Raw genomic sequence first — 21,682 nt, 5'->3', positions numbered from 1 at the left:
GCCGGGCATCCGGCCCGCTGCGGCCGTTTGACGTCCGGCTGACGGGCGTTGACGGGATCTTGACGACGGGTCGGGCGCCCCCGCCGCTATAGGCTCCGAGTCGTGAGTGCGTCGCTGGAGCTCTGGCCGTCATCGCCCCGTGGGAGCGCGCCGTCGCGGTTCGACCGCCTCCGGCGCAAGGTCGCCGAGACCCCGTGCGCGCTGCTCCTGTTCGCGCAGCTCGCGGCCCTCGTGGCCTACCCGTTCGTCGAGACGCGGCAGGGTGACGTCCGCGAGACCGGGCAGGCGGTCTTCGGCCTGATCGGGCTGGTCGTGCTCTTCCTGGCCGTGCGGGCGGTGCGCGCGACGCCGGCGCTGACCTGGGTGGCGGTGCTCCTCGGCGGCCCAGTGGTGCTGCTGACGGTGGCCGAGGCGCTGTGGCCCACCAACAACGTCCTCGCCTTCTGGAGCTCCCTGCTGCACGCGCTCTTCTACTTCTACACGGGCTACGGCCTGATCCGTTACATGTTCGCCGACAACTGGGTGACGCGCGACGAGCTCTACGCGACCGGGGCGACCTTCACCGTCGTGGCCTGGGGCTTCGCCTACCTCTATGTCGCCGTGCAGATCCTCTGGCCCAACTCGTTCACCATCTACGGCGAGGGGGCGCCGGGCACGCGCACGTGGTTCGAGCTGCTCTACCTCTCGATCACGACGATGACGTCGACCGGCCTGTCCGACATCATCGCCGTCGAGCCGCACGCGCGCGCCTTCGTGCTGCTCCAGCAGATCGCCGGCATGCTCTACGTCGCGCTCGTCGTCGCGCGCCTCGTTGGTCTCACGATCGCCCGCTTCCGCCAGTAGGCGGCCAGGGCCCCGAGGGCGTATGCCGTGTGCCGCGGCGAAGCGCGTACGTCCGGGCGTCGCCGGAGTTAGCCTCGAAGGGGTCCAAGGTTCGGGGGAACGCAACCGCACAGGCGTGGCGCGCGGCATGCGGGAGGCCGGCGATGAACAAGAAGAAGGACAGGCGCGCGGGCGCCGCTGAGGCGCTGCCGGTCGCGTCGGTCGGCACGTGGGACCAGTCCGGGCGCGAGGCGAGGCTGCCGCGCAAGAGATACGAGTCGCAGCTCGCCGTGCTGCAGGGGGAGCTCGTCGCCATGCAGGAGTGGGTCAAGGCCTCCGGTGCCAAGATCTGCGTGGTGTTCGAGGGGCGTGACACGGCGGGCAAAGGAGGCACGATCAAGCGACTCGTCGAGCGCGTGAGCCCCCGGGTCTTCCGAGTCGTCGCGTTGCCCGCGCCCACGGAGCGGGAGAAGTCCCAGATGTTCATCCAGCGGTACATCGCGCACTTCCCGGCCGCCGGGGAGGTCGTCGTCTTCGACCGCAGCTGGTACAACCGGGCCGGGGTCGAGCGGGTGATGGGCTTCTGCACGCCCGCGCAGACCGACCGCTTCCTCGAGCAGATCGCGGGGGTCGAGAAGGCCATGATCGACTCGGGGATCCTCCTGCTCAAGTACTGGCTCGAGGTCGGACCCGAGGAGCAGACCCGCCGCATCGAGAGCCGGATCCACGACCCCCGCAAGGTGTGGAAGCTGTCCGCCATGGACCTCGAGTCCTTCGGCCGCTGGTACGACTACTCCCGTGCCCGTGACGCCATGTTCGCCGCCTCGGACACCCCGTGGGCGCCGTGGTACGTCGCACACACCGACGACAAACGACGCGGCCGGCTCAACATCATCGCCCACCTGCTGAGCCAGGTGCCGTACGAACCGCTGGAGATCAGAGACGTCGAGCTCCCGGCGCGGCAAGGCGCAGGTGACTACCAGCCACCGGCTCTGCCACCCCGAGTCATCCCCACCCCGTACTGAGGGCGGCCCAGGCCCACCGCTTCTCGCGCAGCCGTCCGGGAAGGAATCCGATGTCCGAGAAGGTCACCGTCGCAGCCGTGGCTCCGCGGCCGGACCCGGACGCCGCGTGGTGGGCCCTCACCGTGGACGAGGTGGCCGAGCGGCTGCACGTCGACCCGGTCAGCGGCCTGACGGAGGCCGAGGCCAGGCAGCGGCTCGAGACCTCCGGACCCAACGTGATCGCCGAGGAGGAGCCGGAGCCGGTCTGGCGAGCGTTCCTCAAGCACTACCGCGACTACATGCAGATCGTGCTGGTCGTGGCTGCGGCGGTCAGCCTCCTGATCGGTGAGTGGGGGACCGCGATCGGCCTGGCCCTGCTGACCCTGTTCAACGCCTGGTTGGGATACCACCAGGAGGGCAAGGCCCACGCTGCCGCAGCGGCTCTCGGGGCCATGCTCCAGGCGGTCGCCAAGGTCCGGCGTGGCGGCTCCGTCCTCGAGGTTCCCGCCGAGGAGATCGTGCCCGGCGACGTGGTGCTCGTCGACGCAGGTGACCGTGTCCCGGCCGACGGCAGGGTCATCGTCGCGGCGACGCTCGAGGTCGAGGAAGGTGCCCTGACCGGCGAGAGCCTCGCCGTCGAGAAGGGCACAGAGGCGCTCGCCCCGACGGACGTGGCGATCGGTGACCGCACCTGCATGGTCTTCATGAACACCAACGTCACCCGGGGGCACGGCGAGATCCTCGTGACCACGACGGGGATGGGCTCGGAGGTCGGGCACATCGCCCACCTGCTCGCGGGGCAGAAGGCCGAGAAGACGCCCCTGACCAAGCAGGTCGACCGGCTGACGATCTTCATCATCGGTGCGGCCCTCTTCGCATTTCTCGCGATCCTGGTCATGGGACTCGTGCAGGGCGAGTCCTTCACCGTCCTCTTCGGCATCGGGGTGGCGCTGGCCGTGGGTTCGATCCCCGACGCCCTGCCCGCCGTCGTGACCACGATCCTGTCCGTCGGCTCGGTCAACATGGCCCGCAGGCACGCGATCATGAAGGTGCTCCCCGCCGTGGAGACACTCGGCTCGACGTCCGCGATCAACTCCGACAAGACCGGCACGCTGACGAGGAACGAGATGACGGTCCGGGAGATCACCACCGTCGCGCACCACTACACCGTGAGCGGTGAGGGGTACGACTTCCAGGGCCAGGTGCAGCGCACGTCGGGGGACGCCGAAGCCGACCTCGACTACGTCTTCTTCCCCTGTGCGCTCTGCCAGGACGCCGACATCCAGGACGGCACCGTCGTCGGCGACCCCACCGAGGGCGCGCTCTACGTGCTCGCCCAGAAGGGCGGCATCGACGTGCGGCAGTTCCGCCAGAGCCACCCGCGGATCGCCGCGGTGCCTTTCGACTCCGACTACAAGTTCATGGCCACCTTCCACCGGATGCCGGGGCCGGACGGTCGGCCGGTGGTGAGGGCGTACGTCAAGGGCGCGCCGGACGTGATCCTGGACCGGTCGACCCGGGCCCGGATGCCGGGAGGAGCGAGCCAGGTGCTCACCGGCGAGGCGCGAGCCAAGGTGACCGCCGAGAACGAGCGCATCGCAGCTCAGGGAAGGCGGGTCCTCGCCTTCGCCCAACGCGAGTTCGACCCTGACAGCTTCGACCCCTCCGCGGACCTGATGCCGCTCATGCAGGACCTCGAGATGGTCGCCCTCGTCGGTGAGGTCGACCCGCCCCGACAGGAGGCCAGGGACGCCATCGCCGAGGCGAGGCGAGCCGGGATCCGGGTTCGCATGATCACGGGGGACCATGCCGTCACCGCTGCGGCGATCGCGGCGGAGCTCGGCATCGAGGGGCGCGCCGTCACCGGTGCGGAGTTCGCCGCCCTCGACGACGAGCAGGCAGCCGCCCAGGCCGAGGAGATCGGTGTGGTCGCGAGGGTCGCGCCCGAGCACAAGGTCAGGCTGGTCCAGGTGCTGCGGCGCAACGGCCACATCGTCGCGATGACCGGGGACGGTGTGAACGACGCACCCGCCATCGCCGCCGCGGACATCGGCATCGCCATGGGCATCACCGGCACCGACGTGGCCAAGGGTGCGGCCAAGATGATCCTGGCCGACGACAACTTCGCCACCATCGTCGCCGCGGTCGAGGAAGGCCGGTCGGTCTACGACAACCTGCAGAAGTTCCTGCGGATCCAGATCGCGAACCTCTTCATGTTCATCCTCGCGTTCCTGGGCTCGAGCATCTTCCGGGTCGCCGGCACGGCTCTGCTGATCCCGTCGCAGGTGCTGTGGATCCACATGGCGGTGGTGGCTCCGCTCGGCGCCGTCATGGGCCTCGACGTCGCCAGCCCGGGGATCATGCGCCGGCCACCACGGCCCTTCGACCAGCCGATCATCGTCAGGTCGATGATGATCCGGCTGTTGGCCAACGGCCTCTACATGGCGGCCGCGACGCTGATCCTGGTCCAGATCGGCAAGACGACCTACGGATCGCTACAGGTCGGGCAGACCATGGCGCTGGTAGGGCTCTCGCTGATGAACGCCTTCCTCGCCCTGAACCTGCGGTTCCCCGAGGACAGCGCCTTCGGCAGCGCCACGTTCTCGAACCCGAAGCTCCTGTGGGCCCTGGGCTGGACGGTCCTCGGCGCGATGCTCATCACGCAGATGCGTGTGCTTCAGGACCTCTTCCACACCGTGCCCCTCACGGGCAGGCAGTGGGCCATCGCCCTCGTTCCCGGCGTCGTCCTGCTGCTTCTGGGCGAGCTCTGGAAGGTGGTGCTGCGGAGGCGGCGGCGATCACACGAGGTTGCCCTTCCCCGCCAGGCAGCGGCCTACTCGCTGCCGTGAGACATCGGACCCCTCCGCCAGCAGACGGCTGAGGCCACACCCTCATCCCACCGGTGGCGCTGCGCTCGGGTCGGCCCAGATGTCCAGCGGGACTGCCCGGACGCTGCGCCCGTCGGCGTCGAGCGCGCGCCCCATCCGCTTGACCGAGCGCAGGACCATGGACCGGTCGAGGATGGACATGCGGGGCACCTCCGCGGCCAGGCGGGCCTCCACGAGCGAGAGCTCGTGGAGGGAGTGGGTGGTCAGGGCCAGCATGAGGTTGGGCCGGCCGCCGGAGATGCGCCAGCAGACGCGGATGCCGGGTAGGCGCCGCAGGGCCATGGCGACGGCGTCGACGTCCCCCGCGTCGGCGTAGGCCCAGAGCCAGCTGACCACCGGCCAGCCGGAGTCGGGCAGGGCCATGTCGCAACGGAGGACGACGCGTCCGTTGTCGACCAGGGCGGCCAGGCGCCGGCGCACCGTGCTCTCGCTCAGGCCTGCCCGGGCGGCGATCGTCGCCACCGGCATCCGGCCGTCCTCGCCGAGGAGCAGGGTCACCTGCCGGTCGACGGCGTCGTAAGGACGCGAGAGGTCGGCCTGGTCGGAGGTCAGCCCGTCGACGCGCGGGTGCGGAGCGCGCATCATGACGCCACGCTGCGCGGCGTCGAGCACGTGCAGCTGCCAGTGGTCTCCCATCGAGTAGACCTTGGTCACCGCGTGGCTGCTCGTGGCCACGACCCCGGGGATCGAGCCCAGCGACTCGAGCAGGAACCGCGACAGGAAGGCGAGGTCCCTGACCTCGACGAGGACCGTGAGCGACCGGGGGCCGCTCGTGTGCTCGACGCTCAGCACGTGGGGCAGCTCCGTGACGCGCGCCGCGATGGCGAGGGTCTCCGCGGCGGTGCAGCTGAGCTCGACCACCGCGAGGCAGGACTCGGGCAGGCCCTGCCCGGTCGCCCGTCCCGAGACCCAGGCGATGCCGGCCGCGGAGAGTCGCTGCCAGCGACGGGCGACCGTCACCGGGTCGACGTCGAGCGCAGCCCCCACGAGGGTCCACGAGGCGCGCGGGTGCAGCTGCAGACAGTTGACGATGGCCAGGTCCAGCTCGTCGACCCCGTTGGCGGAATGCTGCGTGGTCTCACCACGTGTCGCGTGATCCTGCGCTGCAGCGCCTCTCACCGGCATGCCTGCAATCCTCGACCTCGAGAGCGCAAAGCCGCAAATGCGGCGGACCGACCCCCCGCACGAGCCGACCCGTAGACCGTCGCCGCACTGATCATCGACCGCCATGGAGCCCACGTATGCCGCCTGAGACCACAGCTGCCGACACGCCGGCCGCGGACCAGATCGACCTCGCCGGCACGCCGAGCCTCGAGTGGATCCTCCGGCTCCTGCGCATCGACACGACGAGCCGCAACAGCAACCTCGAGGTCATCCACCTGCTGGCCGCCGAGCTCCGGGCCCACGGCGTGGAGCCCGTCCTCGTACCGAACGAAGAGGGCACCAAGGCCAACCTCCTCGCGACCTTCCCAGCGGCCGACGGCTCGACGACCGGTGGGGTCGTGCTCTCCGGGCACACCGACGTCGTCCCGGTCGACGGGCAGGACTGGGCGAGCGAGCCCTTCGTTCCCGAGGTGCGGGACGGTCGCCTGTACGGTCGCGGCACCTGCGACATGAAGGGATTCGTCGGGTCGGTGGCTGCCAGGATCGGGCAGCTGGCCGACACCCCGCTGCGCGAGCCGGTGCACCTCGCCTTCTCCTACGACGAGGAGGTCGGCTGCGTCGGCGCCATCTCCCTCGTGGACGAGATCGTCCGGCGGGGGCTGCGTCCCCGCGCCTGCATCGTCGGCGAGCCCACGAGCATGCGCGTGATCCGCGGGCACAAGGCGCTGACGATGGTCCACGTGACCCTCCACGGCGTCGCCGCCCACTCGTCCCGGACGCCGTACGGGGTGAACGCCATCGAGTACGCCGCGCACCTGGTGCGCTTCGTCCGCGCGGTGGCCGACGAGTTCCGCGCAACCGGACCGTTCGACGAGCACTACGACGTGCCGTTCACCACCGCCACCGTCAACCAGATCGAGGGCGGCATCGCCGTCAACACGGTCCCCGCGGAGTGCACGCTCACCTTCGAGTTCCGTGCCGTCGCGGCCGTCGACGTCGACGCCACGGTCGAGCGGTTCCGCGCCGAGGCGGCCCGCATCGAGGACCTGATGCGTGAGGAGAACCCGGACGCCCGCGTCGAGGTCTCCATCGGCGCCCACGCACCCGGGCTCGAGACCGACGCCGACGCGGAGGTGATCGAGATGGTCACCGAGCTCGGAGGGCTCCCGTCCACGGAGAAGGTCGCCTACGGGACCGAAGCCGGCCTGTTCCAGCGGGCGGGCATCCCCACGGTCGTGTGCGGGCCCGGCGACATCGCGCAGGCCCACGCTCCCGACGAGTTCGTCGAGCTCGACCAGATCGACCGCTGCGACTCCCTCCTCGACAGCCTTCTCACCCACCTCCGCGCCGAGCCAAGCGCCTGACCGGCCATCTGGCCGAGGAGCACCATGACCGTCCTGACCCACACTCCCGCGGATGTCACGCCCGCACGCCTCGCCCAAGCGCGCAAGGCGGTTCTCAGCAGCTCGATCGGAGCCGCGCTTGAGTGGTTCGACATCATCGTCTACGCCTCGTTCGCGCTCGTCATCGCGGAGAACTTCTTCCCGCAGAAGGACAAGACGCTCGGGCTGATCCTGACGTTCGCGACGTTCGCCATCTCCTACCTGGTGCGACCCCTGGGCGGCATGCTCATCGGTGGCTACGGCGACCGGCAGGGGCGCAAGAAGGCGCTGACCCTGACCCTGCTGCTGATGATGGTGGGGACCCTGCTGATGGCGGCGGCACCGACGCACGCCGCGGTCGGCGCCTGGGCCGGAGTCATCATCCTGGTCTCCCGCCTCATCCAGGGTTTCTCCGCCGGCGGTGAGTTCGGCTCCGCGACGACGTTCCTCGTCGAGACGGCCCCGCACCGGAAGGCGTACTACGCGTCGTGGCAGGTGGCGAGCCAGGGCATCTCGATGTTCCTCGCCTCCGCCTTCGGCTACGTCCTGTTCAACCAGCTCTCGAAGCAGGACCTCTACAACTGGGGCTGGCGCATCCCGTTCCTGCTGGGCTGCCTCATCGGTCCGGTCGGCCTCTACATCCGGGCCCGCCTGTCCGAGACGAAGGAGTTCACCGACAGGACTCCGCACCAGGCGCCGATCCGCGCGACCTTCACGCAGCACCTCGGCCGCGTCCTGACCGGCTCGGCCTGCGTCGGCGTCGCCACGATCTCGGTCTACCTCATCCTCTTCATGCCGACGTATGCCGTGAAGAACCTGGGCGTTCCCGCCAGCGCCGCCTATCTGGGCGGCGTCGTGGCCGGTGTCGTGACGATGGTGGGAGTGCCGCTGGTCGGCCGGCTGGCCGACCGCGTGGGTCCCGCGAAGGTGATGCTGTGGGCGGCGGTGGGCGCGCTGGTGCTGGCCTGGCCCCTCTTCGCCGTCGTCATCGCGTCTCCGACCGTTCCTGTGCTGGTCGTCGCGATCGGCGTCCTCGGCGTCATCATGGCCTTCTACTTCGGGCCGCTGCCTGCGCTGCTCTCCGTCCTCTTCCCGAGCGACGTGCGAGCCACTGGTGTCTCGGTCACGTACAACGTCGGCGTCACGGTCATGGGCGGCATCGCCCCGCTCGTGCTCACCTGGCTCATCGGCCTGACCGGCTCCCTCAGCGCGCCGAGCTTCTACTACATGGCAGTCGCGGTCATCTCCCTGGTGGGCCTGGGCGTCGCGCGGCGGCGGTACGGCGTCGGCTGAGGCCCCGGTCGTGCAGGTGGTGCCGCCACCGGTGGCGTCGGACTCGTTCCTCAGTGGGGTCCGTCGAGCTCGGCGAACGTCCGAAGGCTCGGGGCGCGCGTGTGCTGCAGGTCCCGCGCCACGGCCTCGACGTCGCGCATGACGCGAAGGGTGTTGCCGCGTACGAGCTTGGCGACGTCGGCCTCCGACCACGAGCGCCCGAGGAGCGCGGCCACGAGGCGCGGATAGCCGCTGACGTCCTCGAGGCCCACCGGGAAGGTGTCGGTCCCGTCGTAGTCGCCGCCGAGGCCGACGTGGTCGATGCCCGCGACCTCGCGCACGTGCTCGAGGTGTGCGACGACCTGCTCGATGGTCGCGTCCGGCTTCGGGTGCTCCTGCTGCCAACCTGCCGTGAACCGCCCGAACGCCTCCCAGTCGCGGGCCGCCACGCCGACCTCCGTGGCCGCCGCGGCGGCCTCCACGCGCCACGCGGCTGTGGCGGGGGAGACGAACTCGGGCACGAACGTCACCATGCACACGCCACCGTTGGCGGGCAGGGCCGCGAGCACGTCGTCGGGCACGTTGCGGGGCGTGTCGCACAGGGCCAGCGCCGAGGAGTGGCTGAAGATCACGGGCGCGTCGGTCGTCTCGAGGGTGGCCCGCATCGTCGTCGCCGCGACGTGGCTGAGGTCGACCATCATCCCGAGGCGGTTCATCTCGCGGACGACCTCCCGACCGAACTCGGTCAGGCCGCCGACGACGGGCACGTCCGTCGCCGAGTCGGCCCAGGGCGTGTTGTCGTTGTGCGTCAGCGTCAGGTAGCGCACCCCGAGGACGTGGAGCATCCGCAGCGTCCCGAGGGAGCAGCCGATCGAGTGGCCGCCCTCGGCGCCGAGGAGCGAGGCCACCCGGCCCGTCTCGCGGGCCCGGTCCACGTCGTCGGCCGTACGCGCGAGGGCCAGCCGGTCGGCATACGCCCCGATCATGCGGTGGACGGCGTCGACCTGCTCCAGCGTCGCCGTCACGGCGGAGTCGCCCTGCAGCGTGCTGGGCACGAACACCGACCAGAACTGCCCGCCGACGCCGCCGTCGGCGAGCCGCGGGAGGTCCGTCTGGGTGCTCGTGAGCCGCCCCGCGATGTCGAGCGCGTCGAAGTCGTAGCCAGCGAGCTCGCGTGCAGCCCAGGGGAGGTCGTTGTGGCCGTCGACGAGCGGGTGGCTGCGCAGCAGCTGACGTGCCCTCATGAGCACGTCGTCGTGGCCGAGGGGGGCGGTTGCCGGCATGTCGGCCATTGAACACCCCGCCATCTAGAGTGGACGCATGACCCCTCCCCACCCGAGCGCCGACAGGAGCGTCGCACTCGTCACCCTCGGGTGCACGCGCAACGAGGTCGACTCCGAGGAGCTCGCCGGGCGGCTGCTGGCCGAGGGGTGGCGTCTCGTCGACGACGCGTCGCAGGCCGATGTCGCCGTCGTCAACACCTGCGGCTTCGTCGAGCAGGCCAAGAAGGACTCGATCGACGCGCTCCTCGAGGCCTCCGACCTCAAGGGCGAGGGGAGCCGCACCCAGAAGGTCGTCGCGGTCGGCTGCCTCGCCGAGCGCTACGGCAAGGAGCTGGCCGACCAGCTGCCCGAGGCCGACGCCGTGCTCGGCTTCGACTCCTACCGCGACATGAGCAGCCACCTGCAGACGATCCTCGCCGGCGGCCACGTGGAGAGCCACACGCCGGGCGACCGGCGCACGCTGCTTCCGCTGACCCCGGTCGAGCGCCAGCAGGGCGCCGCCTCCGTCGCCCTGCCGGGCCACGGGGACAGTAGGCCCGACCTCGCGGAGGCCGGCATCCCGACTCCCGCCTCCGGACCGCGGGTCATCCGCGCGCGCCTCGACGGGCGCCCCTGGGCGCCCCTGAAGATCGCGTCGGGCTGCGACCGCCGCTGCTCCTTCTGCGCCATCCCGATGTTCCGCGGCGCGTTCCTCTCGCGCCGCCCGGCCGACGTCGTCGCCGAGGCCCGCTGGCTCGCCGAGCAGGGCGTCAAGGAGCTCTTCCTCGTCTCCGAGAACTCCACCAGCTACGGCAAGGACCTCGGGGACCTCGCGCTCCTCGAGAAGCTGCTGCCCGAGCTGACGGCCATCGAGGGGATCGAGCGCGTCCGGGTCTCCTACCTCCAGCCCGCGGAGATCCGTCCGGGCCTGCTGCGGGCGATGGCCGACACCCCGGGCGTCGTGCCCTACTACGACATCTCCTTCCAGCACGCCTCGGAGCCGCTGCTGCGCTCGATGCGCCGCTTCGGCTCGCGCCAGGCCTTCCTCGACCTGCTGGCGCGCGTGCGCGCCGACGCGCCCGAGGCCGGTATCCGGTGCAACGTCATCGTCGGCTTCCCCGGCGAGACCGAGGCGGACCTCGACGAGCTCGAGGCCTTCCTCACCGAGGCGCGCCTCGACGTCGTCGGCGTCTTCGGCTACTCCGACGAGGACGGCACCGAGGCCGAGGGGTATGCCGGCCACCTCGCTCCCGAGGTCGTCGCCGAGCGTCTCGACCGCTTCACCCGCCTTGTCGAGGAGCTCAACGCGCAGCGCGCGGAGGAGCGCATCGGCGAGCGCGTGGTGGTCCTCGTCGAGGAGATCGACGACGAGGACGGCTCGGCCATCGGCCGGGCCGACTTCCAGGGCCCCGACGTCGACGGGGTCACCATCGTGCGCGTCCCCGCGGGCGCGCCGGTTCCCGTTGTGGGCGACCTGGTGTCGGCCGTCGTCGTCGGCACCGAGGGGATCGACCTGCTCGCGGAGCCGCGATGACGCCGCACACCTTCCATCGGGGCGAGGGGCCCGCGCCGCGCCCGACGGACTGGAACTTGCCGAACGCCCTGACGGTCCTGCGCTTCCTGCTCGTCCCGGTCTACGGCGTCCTCCTCTTCCAGGACGGCGGCGCCGAGCCGTGGTGGCGCTTCTGGGCCTGGGTCGTCTTCGCCCTGGCCGCCGTGACCGACGGCGTGGACGGCAAGATCGCACGCCGGCGTGGCGAGATCACCAACTTCGGCAAGGTCGCCGACCCGATCGCCGACAAGGCGCTGACGGGAACCGCCTTCATCGGGCTGTCGCTCCTGGGTGTCGTCTGGTGGTGGGTGACCGTCGTCATCCTCGTGCGCGAGGTCGCGATCACGGTGCTGCGTTTCGTCGTCATCCGGCACGGGGTGATGCCTGCCGGGCGCGGCGGCAAGCTGAAGACGATGCTGCAGACCCTCTCGCTGGGCGCGCTGACGTTCCCGTTGTGGGTGCTGCCCTTCGGGGAGGCGTGGCTGTTCGTGTCCTACGTCGTCCTCGGGGCGGCCCTCGTCATGACGGTCGTCACCGGTGTCGACTACGTCTTCAAGGCTGCGCAGCTGCGCGAGACGAGCGAGCGCACGCTGGCGCGTAGGGCCGCGCGCGGTGGCCGTCCCATGAGCGGGGCCACCGGCGAGACCACACCGCCCGACCGCACGGCCACCCGCGACTGACATGGCGGCCGCCCTCGAGCGCGACGGCGACGGCGGCACGCCCGGTGCGCAGCTGGTGGCTCGGCTCACCGAGTCCGGCGAGACGGTGGCGTGCGCCGAGTCGCTGACCGCGGGCCTCGTCGCAGCGACCATCGCCGGCACGCCGGGCGCCTCGGTGGTGCTCCTCGGGGGAGTGGTCGCCTACGCCGCCGAGGTCAAGACGCGGCTGCTCGAGGTGCCTGCCGAGCTCGTGGCGAAGGTCGGGACCGTCGACCCCGCCGTGGCCGTCGCGATGGCCGAGGGCGTACGCCGTCGGCTCGGGTCCACGTGGGGCCTGTCGACGACCGGCGTGGCAGGTCCCGGGCCCTCCGAGGGCAAGCCCGCCGGCACGGTGCACATCGCCGTGGCGGGACCGTCGGGAACAGTGACGCGACCGCTGGAGTTGAACGGGACCAGGGCGCAGATCCGCTCGGCGACCGTCGACGCCGTCTTGCGCCTCGCGGTCCACGAGTCCGGCGCCACGCGCCGAACACCTACGCCGCCGTCGGGGGCTCGGGGTACGGTAGGGCTGTCGGGTCACCCCGACGGTGGCTCTGCTTCCGACCGCACGACACCAGCGACCTGAAGGAGGACGGCATGACGACACTGTTGCGACGCGAGCTCGGTGACGTCCTGCGCGAGCGCCGGCGCGCCCAGGGCCGCACCCTCCGCGAGGTCTCCGCCACGGCGTCGGTCTCGCTCGGCTACCTCAGCGAGGTCGAGCGCGGCGAGAAGGAGGCGTCCTCCGAGCTGCTCGCCTCCATCTGCAGCGCGCTGCGGCTGCCGCTGTCCGAGGTCCTGGTCGACGTGTCCAACCGGATGGCCGAGAGCGAGGGGCTGGCCCCCACCGTGGCGCTCCCCGTCCCGTCGGGTGACGTGGTGTCCGCCTCCGCGGCGTGATCTTCTAGCCTTCTGGGGTGCCGACCCCACCCACAAAGCTCGACTCCCGACTCGACCAGGCGATCGCCCGCCTGACCGCCGCAGCTCCCCACCGGGACGATGGTCAGCCGGTGGTCTCGGTGTGGCTGGGCGACCTCACGGGTCGCCCTCGTCACGAGCACGACGCACTCGCTGCCCACTACGCGGCGTCGACGATGAAGCTGCCCCTGGTCATCGCCGCATTCCGCCGCGCCATCCGGGGCGAGCTCGACCTGGCGACGCCTGTCCAGGTGAGCGGCAGGTTCACCTCGGTCCTCGACGGGTCGCCGTTCTCGCTGGACGAGTCCGACGACCAGGACCCCGAGACCTGGGCGGCGGTCGGTCGCACCCGCACCGTCGCCGAGCTGGCCGAGGCCGCCATCGCCCGGTCGAGCAACATCGCGACCAACCTGCTCATCGACGTCGTCGGCCTGGACGAGGTCGCCGAGGTCCTCCGCATCGTCGGCTGCTCACCGGCCACGGTCGTGCAGCGCGGCATCGAGGACGCCGCAGCCCGCGCGGCCGGCATCACCAACACCGTGACGGCCGCCGACCTGGGGCTGCTGATGGCCGCCGTCGGCCGCAGGGAGCCCGCCCTGGGGGGCGAGACGGTGCTCGCTCCCGTCGAGCAGCTGCTCGGCCGCCAGGAGCACCTCGACCAGATCCCGGCCGGCCTGCCGACGGGCACCCCGACCGCGAGCAAGTCGGGCTGGATCCCCGGGGTCTCCCACGACGTCGCACTCGTGCGCCCCGACGGGGAGCAGCCGTTCGTCCTCGCCGTCTGCACGACCGTCGACCTCGACGAGACGCAGGCCGCCGCGCTGGTGGCCGAGATCGCCCGAGAGGTGTGGGGCGCCGAGCACGCGGCAGGGGAGGGGCGCGCATGACGACCATCGACAGGGTGACGTGCACCCCCTCCTCCGTGCGGCTCCACACGCCGTTCGTCACGTCGCTGCGACGCACCGAGACCACCGACACCGTCGTCGTCACCATCACCGACAGCGACGGACGCACCGGCTGGGGCGAGGCGCCGCAGGTCTGGCAGGTCACGGGCGAGTCCCTCGCCAGTGCCACCGCCTGCATCGAGCTCATGCTGGCCCCGGTCGTCGAGGGTCGTGCCCTCGACGACCGCGACGACCTCGCAGCCGCCGCCGCAGCCGTGCAGCGCACCGTCGCGCGCAACTTCGGGGCGAAGGCGGCGGTCGACGCGGCCCTGCACGACCTGCACGCGCAGGCGGAGGGCACCTCGGTCGCGGCCGTGCTCACGACGCGGCACGACGGCATACCCGACGTCCTGACGACCGACGTCACCCTCTCCGCGGGGGCGGCCGACGCGCTGGCCGAGACGGCGCGTCGCCGCGTCGCCGACGGGTTCACCACGCTCAAGATGAAGGTCGGCACCGATGCGAGCTCCGACGTGCAGCGCGTGGCCGCCGCGCGCGACGCCGTCGGTCCAGACATCGCCATCCGGCTCGACGCGAACCAGGGATGGAGCCGCGAGGAGGCCGTCCAGGTGATCCGCGCGCTCGAGGTCGCCGACCTCGGTGTCGAGTTCGTCGAGCAGCCCGTCGTCGCCGAGGACGTCGAGGGCCTCGCCTGGGTGCGCGGTCGCGTCGGCCTGCCGATCATGGCCGACGAGTCCTGCTACGGGCCCTACGACCTCGAGCGGATCATCCGACTGGGCGCGGCGGACCTGGTCAACGTCAAGCTGGCCAAGTGCGGGTCACTGACCGTGGGCCGCGACATGCTGCGTCGGGCCCACAACGAGGGACTGCGCACCATCGTCGGTTCCATGATGGAGAGCCACGTCGGGGTCGGAGCGGCCGCCGCCCTCGTCGCGGCCGAGCCGACCTCCGAGGTCAGCGACCTCGACGCCGGCTGGTGGTCGATCGCCTCACCCGTCGCCGGCGGGGTCGCTTACTGCGGCAACCAGATCCGGCTCCCGGAGGCGGCTGGCTTCGGCATCTCCGGCTTCATGACCGGCCGGTGAGAACGACGCGTTGACGCACGAAGGGCCCCGCCGGAGCGGGGCCCTTCGTCGTACGGTCGAGCTCAGTTGCCGACGAGCCGGAGGGTGAACGTCCCCTCGCCGTTGCCCGTGTTGGAGGCGTTGAGGCCGACGGCGCGCAGTGACTCGAGGAACGACTCGGCCTCCCCGTGCACCTGGCCCTTGACGAGCTGATCCACCTTGTCGAGGTCGACGAACATCGACAGGTTGGCGTTGCTGACGTCGCCCACCGCGAGCTTGAACGCGTCGGAGTCGCCGAGCTTGCCGCCACCCTGGAGGTCGTCGGCGTAGCCCGGCTTCGTGGCGACGAAGAGCTTGTCGCCGGCGACCTTGTGCGTGAGCAGGTCGTTCGGGGCGCCGAAACGCTGCAACAGTCGACCGACGAGCGCGTCGGCGCCCTTGGCGTCGTCGGAGACGACCTTCGCGCCGACGGTTGGTGCGCCCGCGTCGAGGGCCTGGACCGGCAGGGCGAGGGTGAACGAGCGGCCGAGGAGCAGCGCGAGGTCGTCGGGCAGGGCGATCCCCAGCTGCTGCTCGATCTCGCCGACGAAGTCCGGCGAGCCCGTGCCCGAGCTACCGAGCGTCTGGAGCTGCTTCTCGACGTTCGCCCACCCGTTCTTGAGCATCTGGTCGCCGCCCGAGATGTTGAGGGCTCCCATCGTGTTCGCCGGAAGAGAAGCCAGCTCGCTGCCGTTGCCCTTGACGGCCTTCGTGCCGTCGAGACCGCGGGAGATGGCGGCGAGCTCGACGTAGTCGGCCTCGAAGCGCAGGGCCATCGCCGAGCGGCCCTTGGCGTTCGCGGCCCCGGTCAGCGAGCCGAGGCCGCCCATGCTGCTGCCCATGCCGTCCATGCCACCCAGGGCTCCGAGGCCCGAGGTGCCACCGAGCTTCACGAGCTCCTTGGCGCCCCTGCCCATGTCGAACCAGCCGGACATGACGCCTTGCTCGCCGAGCGCAGCCATGTCCTGGGTGAAGGTCGGGTTGGCGGCCAGCGAGCCCTTGTCGACGGCCGCTAGCGTCGCGTCGCCGACGCCGGCCGGAGTCACGATCGCGTAGCCGTCCTTCATCCGCACCTCGCCCTTCGAGCTGCCGTTGTCGCAGGCGAGGAGACGGGTGAGGGTGTCCTTGGCGGCGGCCTCGTCCTTGACCTGGATGGCGACCGCGAGGTTGGGCGCCTTCTCAGTGCCGCCGGGCCGGACGGCGAATCCCACGCGGTCACCGAGCCAGGGGGCGATGTCGTTGTCGTAGCTGAACTTGGCGAGGCAGGCGTTGCTGGCGTCCTTGGAGGCCAGCTCCCAGAGCTTCTTGCGCGGGTCACCGCTGTCGAGGGTGTCCTTGACCTGGGGCAGCTTGCCCAGGAAGCGCACCGCCGCGATCTTCTGTCCGGCCGAGGGGTTGATGTCGAGGCGGACGTACGCGTACGCGTCGCCCGGCAGCACCTCTGCCGGCTGGGACCCGCTGCCGCTCAGCTTCTGGACGGCGAGCGCGCCGCCACCGCCGAGCGCGAGGGCCGCCACCACGGCGCCCACGAGCAGGACCGGGCGCCGACGACCGGCCGGGGTCCTGCCCTCGGGGTCGTCAGACAGCGTGACCTCGCCGGGCCCCGTCTGGGCAGCGCCGGCGGGCAGCGGGTAGGTGTAGGGCTGGCTGGCCCCGGAGGCCGGTCCCGAGACGGGTCCGGGAGTGGGCCCGGAATGGCGTTCGGACATGGTGGTGCTCCCCCTGACGACTGGATGTGCCACGCGGCGGCCCGCGGGACGAGTGGACGATACCGGCACGGATGCCACTTTCGTGGGCAGTTGCGGCAATGCTCCGACGACGCCGGGCGAGCGCACGGTTCCTCGTCCAGCGGGTGGCAGACTGCTGTGGTGCGGATCAGCCACTTCTGGACCCTGATGGACGACGAGTTCGGCGCGGCGTATGCCGGGTCGCTCGCCCGCGACCACGTGCTCGGCGCGCTGGGCAACCGCACGGTGGTGCAGGCGCTGGCGGACGGCGAGCCGCCCCGCGCGGTCTGGGAGGCGATCTGCGTCGACATGGACGTGCCCCCGGAGCGGCGCCTCGGTCGGGACACCCGGGTCGCCCGCGGCGCCCAGGGTGGGCAGGCAGGACAAGGGGGCCGGTCGAGCCGCTGAGCCGTGTCGGACCGGTGGTGGTGTGACAGCGGGGAGAGGCCGGAGGACGGGCGGCGTGTCGCGTTCACTTCGAACACGTGTTCGGTACTGTTGTCCACAGGTCCTGCGCCACCACCCGCATCGTCCACAGGCCGTCTCGTGGTTCACCCGATGTCGGCGCCGGCACCTAACGTCTGACCCGACAGCGAATCTCAGGACGAGCCGTCGCCCGGGTCGAAGGTAGACGACCGCAGCGCAGACGGCAGATAGGTGACCGACATGGCATCGGTGCAGCTGAAGGACAAGGACAAGGCCCTCGCCTCGGTGATGGGCCAGATCGAGAAGAGCTACGGCAAGGGCGCGGTGATGCGTCTCGGCGACGACGTCCGACCGCCGATCGAGGTCATCCCGACCGGGTCGATCGCGCTGGACGTGGCGCTCGGCATCGGCGGACTGCCGCGCGGTCGCATCATCGAGGTCTATGGGCCCGAGTCCTCCGGCAAGACGACGGTCGCGCTCCACGCCGTCGCCAACGCGCAGCGGGCCGGAGGCATCGCGGCGTTCATCGACGCAGAGCACGCGCTCGACCCCGACTACGCCAAGAAGCTCGGCGTCGACACCGACGCGCTGCTCGTGTCACAGCCCGACACCGGTGAGCAGGCGCTCGAGATCGCCGACATGCTGATCCGCTCGGGAGCCATCGACATCATCGTCATCGACTCGGTGGCGGCCCTGGTGCCCCGTGCCGAGATCGAGGGCGAGATGGGAGACAGCCACGTCGGTCTGCAGGCCCGCCTCATGAGCCAGGCCCTGCGCAAGCTGACCGGTGCCCTCAACAACACCGGCACGACGGCGATCTTCATCAACCAGCTCCGCGAGAAGATCGGCGTGATGTTCGGCTCGCCCGAGACCACGACCGGTGGCAAGGCGCTGAAGTTCTACGCCTCGGTGCGCCTCGACGTCCGTCGTATCGAGACGCTCAAGGACGGCACCGAGCCGGTCGGCAACCGCACCCGCGTCAAGGTCGTCAAGAACAAGGTGTCCCCGCCCTTCAAGCAGGCGGAGTTCGACATCCTCTACGGCCAGGGCATCTCCCGGGAGGGTGGCCTCATCGACATGGGCGTCGAGCACGGCTTCGTCCGCAAGGCCGGTGCCTGGTACACCTACGAGGGCGACCAGCTCGGCCAGGGCAAGGAGAACGCCCGCAACTTCCTCAAGGACAACCCCGACCTCGCCGACGAGATCGAGAAGAAGGTCAAGGAGAAGCTCGGGGTGGGTCCGCGCGTCGACCAGCCGGCTCAGGTCACGGACGTGCCCGTCGACTTCTGATCATGGGGTTCTCCGAGCAGGAGACCATGCAGGACCGCCTGGCCCGCGCTGCGGCCGCCCTCGCTGAAGCAGAGGTCGTGGCCCGGGCGCGGGCCGGTGGTTCCTCCGGCCCAACGGTGTCCGGCACGCCGGATCCCGGTGGTCCCTCGCCGGCCCCGCAGTCCGTGGGCTGCGGCCCACCACGGCCCGACGTTGCGACGCCGTCCGATGGCGCCAGCAGGCGATCCCGGCCGGCAGCCGGTGGCGCCGGCGCGCCACCGGCAGGGCGGGCGCGACAGTCCCGACAGTCCCGGCCGAAGGGGTTGGCTACGGGCTGGGGTGCCGAGGACCCGGGGGAGAGGCCCGACTGGGCGCCCCCACCGGAGGACGTGGAAGCGGCCGTCCCGGACGCCGATGCCGAGTCGGTCGCCCGCGCCATCGCTCTACGACAGCTCAGCATGGCGCCGCGCAGCCGCTCACAGCTCGAGAAGAAGCTGCGACAGCGCGGGTGCGACGACGACGTCGCCGCCCGGGTGCTCGACCGCCTGACCGAGGTCGGCCTCATCGACGACGAGGCGTACGCGCAGATGCTCGTGCGCTCCAAGCAGGCCGGAAAGGGCTTGGCGCGCAAGGCACTGTCCCACGAGCTGCGCAAGCAGGGGATCGACCAGGAGATCGCCGACGAGGCCCTCGGCCAGGTCGGAGCCGGCGACGAGCGGGCCAGGGCGGAGCTGCTCGTCCAGAAGAAGCTGCGCACCATGCGGGGCCTCGACTCCGGCGTCCAGGCCCGTCGTCTGGCGGGAATGCTCGCCCGCAAGGGCTATCCCGGCGAGGTCGCGTGGCCGGTGATCCGCGATGCCATCGACGGCCTCCCGGAGCACCAACGCGACTGAAAGAAGTGACCGGTGCACGACGAAGGGGGTGAGAACCGGTTGGTCCCCACCCCCTCGAGGTGTCGCTGTGATCTTGCCTGGCGGCTCAGACCTCGGCAGGCACGTTGGCGATGGCCGAGACGTCGAACTCGAGCTTGACCTTCTCGCTGACGAGAACGCCACCGGTCTCGAGGGCCGCGTTGAACGAGAGGTTCCACTCGGTGCGGTCGATGGTGACCTCGCCCTCGAAGCCCACGCGGGTGTTGCCGAAGGGGTCCTTGGCCGAGCCGGTCTCCTCGAAGGGGATCGTGACGGACTTGGTCACACCGTTGATGGTCAGGTCGCCCGTGATGGCCCACTCAGCGCCGTCGCGCTCCACGTTCGTCGAGACGAACGTGATCTGCGGGAAGTTGGCGACGTCGAAGAAGTCCGGCGTCTTGAGGTGACCGTCGCGCTGCTCGTTGCCCGTGGTGACGCTGGCGGCCTGGATCGTCACGGTGACGGAGGAGTTGGCGGGGGTGACGGTGTCGACGTGCGCGGTGCCCTCGAACTCCTCGAAGTTGCCGCGGACCTTGGTCACCATCGCGTGGCGAGCGGAGAAGCCGATGCGCGTGTGGCTGGGGTCGAGCGTGTAGTCGCCGGAGATGTTCTCGACGGCAACCGAGGGGGTCTCGGTGACGGTCTCGCTCTTGGTGCGGTTGAACAGGCCCATGATGACGTCCTTCAGGTAGTTATTGAATCTTCAACAACTATGATGCTGGCAAGTTGTTGAACTGTCAAGCACCTCAACCGCCGCCCGACCTGACTTATTCCACCCGCTGCCGGTCATCCTCTTCCGGACCTCCGGTGCGGAGGGGCCGGCGGCCCCGCCGCACGGCCCGCCCAGCGGGACGTACCCTTGGCGATGCCATGACAACGCAGAACGCAGCCCCGAGGACATACGACGTCCGCACGCACGGGTGCCAGATGAACGTCCACGACAGCGAGCGCCTCGCCGGCCTCCTCGAGACCGCTGGCTACGTCGACCTCGCGAGCCTCCCCGCGGGGGAGCGACCCGAGGTGGCCGACGTCGTCGTGTTCAACACCTGCGCCGTGCGCGAGAACGCCGACAACAAGCTCTACGGCAACCTGGGCCAGCTGCGCCCGGCCAAGCAGAAGAACCCCGACATGCAGATCGCGGTCGGCGGCTGCATGGCCCAGAAGGACCGGGGTGCCATCGTCCAGCGAGCACCGTGGGTCGACGTCGTCTTCGGCACCCACAACATCGGGTCGCTGCCGGCGCTGCTCGACCGCGCCGCCCACAACAAGCGCGCCGAGGTGGAGATCCTCGAGAGCCTCGAGGTCTTCCCCTCCACCCTCCCCACGCGCCGCGACTCCGCCTACAGCGCGTGGGTGTCGATCTCGGTCGGCTGCAACAACACCTGCACGTTCTGCATCGTGCCGAGCCTGCGTGGCAAGGAGCAGGACCGGCGCCCCGGCGAGATCCTCGCCGAGATCGAGGCGCTCGTCGCGCAGGGAGTCGTCGAGGTGACACTGCTCGGCCAGAACGTCAACACGTACGGCGTCGAGTTCGGCGACCGTCTCGCCTTCGGCAAGCTGCTGCGCGCCTGCGGGCAGATCGAGGGACTCGAGCGCGTGCGCTTCACCAGTCCCCACCCGGCAGCCTTCACCGAGGACGTCATCCTCGCCATGGCGGAGACCCCGAACGTCATGCCGAGCCTGCACATGCCGCTGCAGTCCGGGTCCGACAAGGTGCTCAAGGACATGCGCCGCTCCTACCGCAGCAAGAAGTTCCTCGGCATCATCGAGAACGTCCGTCGCCACATCCCCGATGCAGCGATCACGACCGACATCATCGTCGGCTTCCCGGGCGAGACGGAGGAGGACTTCCAGGGCACGCTCGACGTCGTGCGCGAGTCCCGTTTCTCCAGTGCCTTCACCTTCCAGTACTCCATCCGCCCCGGGACTCCCGCGGCCACGATGGAGGGGCAGGTGCCCAAGGCCGTCGTCCAGGAGCGCTTCGAGCGCCTCATCGCCCTCCAGGAGGAGGTCAGCTGGGCCGGCAACCGGTCCCTCGAGGGGCGTGAGGTCGAGGTGCTCGTCGCACCTTCGGAGGGGCGCAAGGACGGGGAGACCAAGCGCCTGTCCGGTAGGGCCCGCGACAACCGCCTCGTGCACTTCGCGGTGCCCGACGGGGCCGACCTGCCGCGTCCCGGCGACATGGTGACGGTCGACGTGACGTACGGCGCGCCGCACCACCTCGTCGCCGACTCGGGCGTGCAGGCGGGTACGTATGCGGTCCGGCGCACTCCCGGCGGTGACGCGTGGGCGGCACTGCAGGACGCCCCACAGGGCACCGGCAAGCCGGCCGTCAGTCTCGGCATGCCCTCGATCGGCAGGCCGGCCCAGGCGCCCGCCGCCCCGGGCTGCTCTGTGCGCTGAGCCGATTCTGGCCCGTGCGCCCGCTCGTGCTTGACT

The 21,682-nt window shown here is 70.8% G+C and carries 19 protein-coding genes; 15 read left to right on the top strand and 4 right to left on the bottom strand.

The features are described 5' to 3' along the window. Nucleotides 1-102: 102 nt before the first annotated feature. The 3 genes from LQK93_RS01385 (at nt 103) to LQK93_RS01375 (ending at nt 4,675) form a co-directional block, all read left to right on the top strand. Nucleotides 103-843, top strand: a complete 741-nt coding sequence (locus tag LQK93_RS01385; protein WP_374969794.1) for an ion channel — start codon at nt 103-105, stop codon at nt 841-843. A gap of 143 nt (nt 844-986) precedes the next feature. Beyond that, a complete protein-coding gene (ppk2, locus tag LQK93_RS01380) occupies nt 987-1,847 on the top strand; it encodes a polyphosphate kinase 2 (protein WP_374969793.1) in 861 nt (286 codons plus the stop codon). Nucleotides 1,848-1,897: 50 nt separating this feature from the next. Then, nucleotides 1,898-4,675, top strand: a complete 2,778-nt coding sequence (locus LQK93_RS01375) for a cation-translocating P-type ATPase (RefSeq protein ID WP_374969792.1) — start codon at nt 1,898-1,900, stop codon at nt 4,673-4,675. A 42-nt stretch (nt 4,676-4,717) separates the two neighbouring features. On the opposite strand, the gene LQK93_RS01370 is transcribed toward LQK93_RS01375, so the two are convergent. Continuing rightward, nucleotides 4,718-5,839, bottom strand: a complete 1,122-nt coding sequence (locus LQK93_RS01370) for an Lrp/AsnC family transcriptional regulator (RefSeq protein WP_374969791.1) — start codon at nt 5,837-5,839, stop codon at nt 4,718-4,720. Nucleotides 5,840-5,955: 116 nt separating this feature from the next. Between LQK93_RS01370 and argE the strand changes: the two genes are divergently transcribed. Together argE and LQK93_RS01360 are read left to right on the top strand one after the other, a co-directional pair. Further along, a complete protein-coding gene (argE, locus tag LQK93_RS01365; RefSeq protein ID WP_374969790.1) occupies nt 5,956-7,182 on the top strand; it encodes an acetylornithine deacetylase in 1,227 nt (408 codons plus the stop codon). A 24-nt stretch (nt 7,183-7,206) separates the two neighbouring features. Beyond that, nucleotides 7,207-8,493: an MFS transporter gene (locus tag LQK93_RS01360; protein WP_374969789.1), complete on the top strand. Its 1,287-nt coding sequence runs from the start codon at nt 7,207-7,209 to the stop codon at nt 8,491-8,493. A gap of 50 nt (nt 8,494-8,543) precedes the next feature. Here the strand turns inward: LQK93_RS01360 and LQK93_RS01355 are convergent, their stop codons facing one another. Further along, nucleotides 8,544-9,764, bottom strand: a complete 1,221-nt coding sequence (locus LQK93_RS01355) for a dipeptidase (RefSeq protein WP_374969788.1) — start codon at nt 9,762-9,764, stop codon at nt 8,544-8,546. A 28-nt stretch (nt 9,765-9,792) separates the two neighbouring features. Between LQK93_RS01355 and rimO the strand changes: the two genes are divergently transcribed. Genes rimO through LQK93_RS01325 form a run of 6 tightly spaced genes read left to right on the top strand, consistent with a single transcriptional unit; the run spans nt 9,793 to nt 14,892 of the window. Next, a complete protein-coding gene (gene rimO, locus LQK93_RS01350) occupies nt 9,793-11,268 on the top strand; it encodes a 30S ribosomal protein S12 methylthiotransferase RimO (protein WP_374969787.1) in 1,476 nt (491 codons plus the stop codon). Beyond that, nucleotides 11,265-11,966: a CDP-diacylglycerol--glycerol-3-phosphate 3-phosphatidyltransferase gene (gene pgsA, locus LQK93_RS01345; RefSeq protein ID WP_374969786.1), complete on the top strand. Its 702-nt coding sequence runs from the start codon at nt 11,265-11,267 to the stop codon at nt 11,964-11,966. Before rimO ends, pgsA begins: the two co-directional genes overlap by 4 nt. 1 nt (nt 11,967) lies before the next feature. Further along, nucleotides 11,968-12,570, top strand: coding sequence for a CinA family protein (locus LQK93_RS01340; RefSeq protein WP_374969785.1), 603 nt, complete (start codon nt 11,968-11,970; stop codon nt 12,568-12,570). 11 nt (nt 12,571-12,581) lie between these two features. Next, nucleotides 12,582-12,884 (top strand): helix-turn-helix transcriptional regulator, encoded by a 303-nt coding sequence (locus LQK93_RS01335; protein ID WP_142204762.1) that lies wholly within the window; start codon nt 12,582-12,584, stop codon nt 12,882-12,884. 17 nt (nt 12,885-12,901) lie between these two features. Continuing rightward, nucleotides 12,902-13,789 carry a serine hydrolase gene (locus tag LQK93_RS01330; protein WP_374969784.1) on the top strand — a complete coding sequence of 296 codons (888 nt, stop codon included), beginning with the start codon at nt 12,902-12,904 and terminating at the stop codon, nt 13,787-13,789. Further along, entirely contained in the window at nt 13,786-14,892 is a 1,107-nt protein-coding gene (locus tag LQK93_RS01325) for a dipeptide epimerase (RefSeq protein ID WP_374969783.1), read from the top strand. Before LQK93_RS01330 ends, LQK93_RS01325 begins: the two co-directional genes overlap by 4 nt. 62 nt (nt 14,893-14,954) lie before the next feature. On the opposite strand, the gene LQK93_RS01320 is transcribed toward LQK93_RS01325, so the two are convergent. After that, nucleotides 14,955-16,619: a DUF3352 domain-containing protein gene (locus tag LQK93_RS01320; RefSeq protein WP_374969782.1), complete on the bottom strand. Its 1,665-nt coding sequence runs from the start codon at nt 16,617-16,619 to the stop codon at nt 14,955-14,957. Nucleotides 16,620-16,778: 159 nt separating this feature from the next. Between LQK93_RS01320 and LQK93_RS01315 the strand changes: the two genes are divergently transcribed. From LQK93_RS01315 to LQK93_RS01305, 3 genes are all read left to right on the top strand, one after another. Next, a complete protein-coding gene (locus tag LQK93_RS01315; RefSeq protein WP_343992814.1) occupies nt 16,779-17,045 on the top strand; it encodes a DUF3046 domain-containing protein in 267 nt (88 codons plus the stop codon). Between the two features lie 258 nt (nt 17,046-17,303). Beyond that, nucleotides 17,304-18,353, top strand: coding sequence for a recombinase RecA (gene recA, locus LQK93_RS01310; RefSeq protein ID WP_374969781.1), 1,050 nt, complete (start codon nt 17,304-17,306; stop codon nt 18,351-18,353). 2 nt (nt 18,354-18,355) lie between these two features. Next, nucleotides 18,356-19,225 (top strand): RecX family transcriptional regulator, encoded by an 870-nt coding sequence (locus LQK93_RS01305; RefSeq protein WP_374969780.1) that lies wholly within the window; start codon nt 18,356-18,358, stop codon nt 19,223-19,225. 85 nt (nt 19,226-19,310) lie between these two features. Here LQK93_RS01305 and LQK93_RS01300 read toward each other — a convergent pair whose 3' ends face one another. Continuing rightward, nucleotides 19,311-19,916, bottom strand: coding sequence for a YceI family protein (locus LQK93_RS01300; protein ID WP_374969779.1), 606 nt, complete (start codon nt 19,914-19,916; stop codon nt 19,311-19,313). 197 nt (nt 19,917-20,113) lie between these two features. On the opposite strand from LQK93_RS01300, the gene miaB reads away from it, so the two are divergent. Next, nucleotides 20,114-21,646, top strand: coding sequence for a tRNA (N6-isopentenyl adenosine(37)-C2)-methylthiotransferase MiaB (miaB, locus tag LQK93_RS01295; RefSeq protein ID WP_374969778.1), 1,533 nt, complete (start codon nt 20,114-20,116; stop codon nt 21,644-21,646). Nucleotides 21,647-21,682: the final 36 nt, after the last annotated feature.

The sequence above is a fragment of the Terrabacter sp. BE26 genome (genome assembly GCF_041941675.1).
Lineage (GTDB): Bacteria > Actinomycetota > Actinomycetes > Actinomycetales > Dermatophilaceae > Terrabacter.
This window is presented reverse-complemented; position numbering and strand designations above follow the sequence as displayed.